The organism is Prevotella sp. AM34-19LB (assembly GCF_003468525.1).
Taxonomy (GTDB): Bacteria; Bacteroidota; Bacteroidia; order Bacteroidales; family Bacteroidaceae; genus Prevotella.
Genome location: NZ_QSIG01000093.1, coordinates 1 through 3869 on the forward strand (window position 1 = coordinate 1; position 3869 = coordinate 3869).

Sequence of the window (3869 nt, forward strand, 5' to 3'; positions counted from 1 at the left end):
ATCCGATGATACTGCTGCATCTCTGACCCAGTGTTGAGTCGATAACGGGTGAAAGCATGGAGTCAAATTTCTCCATGATTGAAAAAATTCCTCCAAAAGGTGTGAGTTTCTCAGATTTTATTTGTACCTTTGCCATGTCTTGTTACGATTTTCGCTTGTTTTCTAATTGCAACACTAAGATAAGTGAAAAATCTGACACGGCAAAATCCTGGGCAACTTTTTGTTGCTCAGGAACTTATAAATAAAGTTAAATTATAGTGTTGCGGAATTAAGGTCTAAAAAGCAAAGGCATCGAAAAGCCTTCACTTTTCGATGCCTTGATTCTTATTCTTGGTTTCTATTCTTGAGTCGTTTAGATATATTTCATCAGAATGTCCCAAACGGCGATGATGTGGCAGACGCTACCTGCCAGGACGAAGAAGTGGAACACGGAGTGCATGTATTTCTTCTTGTTGATACTGTAGAACACGGCACCCGTGATGTAGCAGACGCCCTCTGCGATAATCCAGATAACCGTGGCTGGGGATACGGAATCTATCAGAGGCTTGAATGCGACAAGTACCGATAATCCCATACCCACAAAGCAGAGCGTCTCCAGATTACTGTGGTCCTTGAGTTTGGCAAAGCTCATCACCGTGCCTGCTATGGCGCATGCCAGATGAAGATAAAGAGGCTCCATCCCCAATAGCCTTGTTCGCGCATCGCAATCAGGGTGATAGGGGAATAAGAACCGGCAATGTGCCAGTAGATGGCGGCATGATCCCATTTGCGCAGTCGCTCCTTCCACTTGCTCCATGCGGAGATGGCGTGGTAGGTGGTAGATGCGATGTAAGACATCAGCATACCGAACAGGTAGAGGATGATGCCTGCCGTGGCCCATCCGTTATGCATGGTAAAACACCAATAAAGGAAGATGGCTCCTACGACAACGCCCATCAGGATGCCTCCTGCATGCGACCAGGAGTTCCAAAGCTCCTCCTTGTGACTGAAATGTATTTTGAGTTTCATATAGCTTTATTTTTTTTGTCTCTTTTGGATTGTATGATACATGATGTTTGCGGGGCAAAGATACTAAGAAATTCCGAGTTTAATGATTTTTTTAGTGATTGTTATGATATGGATGTGATAATCTGGAGTATTTATCCCTGCTTCCGACTCATTTATTTGCTTTATTTGCTTGATGTTTGACCTTTTGTGCTTTATTCCCAAAATAATTCGAGAAAGTGTTGGCGGTTCTTGTTTATTTTCTTATTTTTGCATTCGAAAATTTATCAATAGCAATAACTAATAACGTATATAATAAATATGATGAAATTAAAATCACTTGCACTTTTGCTGATGACCATCGCCATGCCTGCGATGGCAGAACAGGTTTCGGTAAACAGTAAGGGGATTTCGCTCATCCTCGATGTGGAGAACGGAAAACCTGCACAGTATCTCTATTTCGGTTCTAAGCTGAACGCTGCTGATTTGCAGAATCTCACAGTAGCTACCAATGGTCGTATGGATGCTTATCCTGCATACGGTCTGAATACTCCTGTAGAAGCTGCACTCGCCATGCGTCACAGCGATGGTAATCTTTCTACTGCTCTCGTGGCTACCGGTAGCGATGTGAAGCAGGAGGCTAATGCCACAGTTACTACCATCCATCTCAAGGATCCTGTTTATAATATCAAGGTGGATCTGAAGTACCGTGCCTATAAGGATGTGGATATGATTGAGGCTTGGACTGAAATCAGTAATGGAGAGAAGGGTACTGTTACGCTGACTACCTTTGCATCAGCTATGCTTCCTATCCGCCGTGGTGATGTATGGATGAGTCATCTCTCTGGCACATGGGCTGCTGAGGCTCAGTTGAGTCATGAGAAGTTGCAGCCAGGCGAGTTTGTCATCCGTAACAATGATGGTGTGCGTAATTCTCATACCGATCATGCCGAGGTGATGTTCTCTCTCAATGGAAAGGGACAGGAGAATACGGGTGCCGTTATAGGTGCTGCACTTGCCTATAGCGGAAACTATAAGCTTAAGACTGTAACTGATGATACTGAATATCATTATTTCTTTGCTGGTATCAATGAGCAGAATTCAGAATATCATCTCAAGAAGGGTGAAACTTTCAAGACTCCTGCTCTTGCGCTTACTTATTCCAATGAGGGCTTGAGCGGTGCTAGCCGCAACTTCCATAAGTGGGGTCGTAAGTACGTGCTTGCTCATGGTGATCAGGAGCGTGATATCCTCTTGAACTCTTGGGAGGGTGTTTACTTCGATATCAACCAGAAGGGTATGGATCAGATGATGGCTGATATCCATAGCATGGGTGGTGAGCTCTTCGTAATGGACGATGGATGGTTCGGAAAGAAATATCCTCGCAAGACAGATAATGCAGCTTTGGGCGATTGGGTAGTAGATACCGAAAAACTGCCTGATGGTATCGAAGGCCTGCTTCGTGATGCCAAGAAGAATGGCGTGAAGTTCGGCATCTGGATTGAGCCGGAAATGACTAATACCAAAAGTGAACTTTACGAGAAGCATCCTGATTGGGTGATCAAGGCGCCTAAGCGTGATGCGGTAGTTGGTCGTGGTGGCACTCAGCTGGTTCTTGATCTCGGTAATCCAAAGGTGCAGGATTTCGTGTATGGTGTGGTAGATGATCTGCTTACTAAGTATCCTGAGATTGCCTACATCAAGTGGGATGCCAATATGGCCATCATGAATCATGGTAGTCAGTATCTTTCTGCCGCTGATCAGAGTCATCTCTATATCGCATACCATCAGGGGTTTGCTAAGGTTATCGATCGTATCCGTGCTAAGTACAAGAATGTCGTTATCCAGTGTTGTGCCAGTGGTGGCGCTCGTGCCAACTGGGGATGCCTCCGTGGTTTCGATGAGTTCTGGGTAAGTGATAATACGGATGCCCTGCAGCGTATCTATATGCAGTATGGTACCAGCTACTTCTTCCCAGCTATAGCTATGGCAAGTCATATCTCTGCTGTGCCAAACCATACCGTATTCCGCACAACTTCCTTGAAGTATCGTATTGATGTAGCTATGAGCGGACGTCTTGGAATGGAAATCCAGCCAAAGAATATGACGGATGAGGAGAAGGCTCTCTGTCGAAAGGCTATCTCTGAATACAAGGAGATTCGCCCTGTTGTACAGTTTGGCGATCTTTACCGTTTGGTTTCCCCATACGACAACCAGGGGCTGTCTTCCATTATGTATGTAAGCGAGGCTAAGGATAAGGCTGTGTTCTACTGGTGGAAGCTTGCTAACTTCTATAATGCGCACCTTCCTATCGTTAAGATGGCTGGTCTGGATGCAAACAAGATGTATAAGGTACGTGAGCTTGATGTCATCGATAATACTCCTTTGGCTTGCGAGGGTAAGTCATATTCTGGCAAGTATTTGATGGAACATGGCTTGGAAATGCCATTGGAGCATAATGTTGACTGGGGTAAAAAGAACGATTGGTCTTCTCGTGTTCTCTATTTGGAGGCTCAATAAAGGCTGGTTTTCTTTCGCGCGTATATATATAATAAGGAGAAGAATGGATTTGAAACGCGAAAAGTGTTTATAAGCGTTAAATTTGAAAGAAAAATACAACTTTCTTCTCGAAAAATTTGGTGGAATGGAAAATAGTTAGTACTTTTGCACTCGCTTTTGAGAAATCAAGTATTACTCTAAGCAACTAAAGAAAGAGTTCTTTGAAAGATTTTACATAAACAGACAAGTAGTACAAGAAGCGGTTAACTTCTTAGAAATAAGAAAGTTGACTGGGTAAAAGAAACGAACCGTCAAGTAATTGACAAGTCAGGTTTACTAAGCTTCAATAAACGAAAAGGATATTCGTCCTAAGTACAGACAACAAA

General features: G+C 43.7%; 1 protein-coding gene and 2 pseudogenes. 1 reads left to right on the forward strand and 2 read right to left on the reverse strand.

Features of this window, described 5'->3' with window-relative positions:
• Both DW830_RS15175 and trhA read right to left on the reverse strand, forming a co-directional pair.
• Positions 1–136, reverse strand: a pseudogene (locus DW830_RS15175) (IS1380 family transposase); the annotation flags it as partial.
• A 216-nt stretch (positions 137–352) separates the two neighbouring features.
• Positions 353–1008, reverse strand: a pseudogene (gene trhA, locus DW830_RS15180) (PAQR family membrane homeostasis protein TrhA).
• Between the two features lie 300 nt (positions 1009–1308).
• Here trhA and DW830_RS15185 point away from each other — a divergent pair.
• Positions 1309–3504, forward strand: a complete 2196-nt coding sequence (locus DW830_RS15185) for an alpha-galactosidase (protein WP_119250470.1) — start codon at positions 1309–1311, stop codon at positions 3502–3504.
• The last annotated feature ends 365 nt before the right edge of the window (positions 3505–3869 follow it).